Annotated in this window: 1 protein-coding gene and 1 pseudogene; both read left to right on the forward strand. The window is 67.5% G+C overall.

Annotated elements, in window-relative coordinates:
- On the forward strand, positions 1-291 hold a 291-nt coding region (gene tnpA, locus V1L54_RS29335; protein WP_330121196.1), incomplete at its 5' end, for an IS200/IS605 family transposase.
- Positions 288-409: pseudogene (locus V1L54_RS29340) on the forward strand (RNA-guided endonuclease TnpB family protein); the annotation flags it as partial. The gene tnpA and the pseudogene V1L54_RS29340, both read left to right, overlap by 4 nt.

Genomic DNA, 409 nt, shown 5'->3' on the forward strand with positions numbered 1-409 from the left:
GACGAACGGGAGTGGGAGATCGTGGCGCTCGAGGTCATGCCCGACCACGTGCACCTGTTCGTCAAGCACGATCCGAAGTCGTCGGCCTCGTACGTGGCCAACCAGTTCAAGGGCTTCACCTCTCGTGTACTTCGCGAGGAGTTCCCGCATCTGAGGTCGCGCCTGCCCACGCTGTGGTCGTCGTCGTACTTCGCGGCATCGGTCGGCGCCGTCTCGGCGGACACCGTGCGCCGGTACATCGACACCCAGGGGGAGCGGCCGTGGAAGAAGCAGAAGGGGGACGGCTCGTGATCCGGGCGTACAAGTTCCTCCTGCGCCCCACGGTCCGCCAGACGGTCGCGCTCGGCGAGATGCCGGCCGATCACTGCTCCCTGTACAACGCCGCGCTGCAGGAGCGGCGCGACGCCTG

The sequence above is a fragment of the Streptomyces rubellus genome (genome assembly GCF_036323805.1).
Classification (GTDB): Bacteria; Actinomycetota; Actinomycetes; order Streptomycetales; family Streptomycetaceae; genus Streptomyces.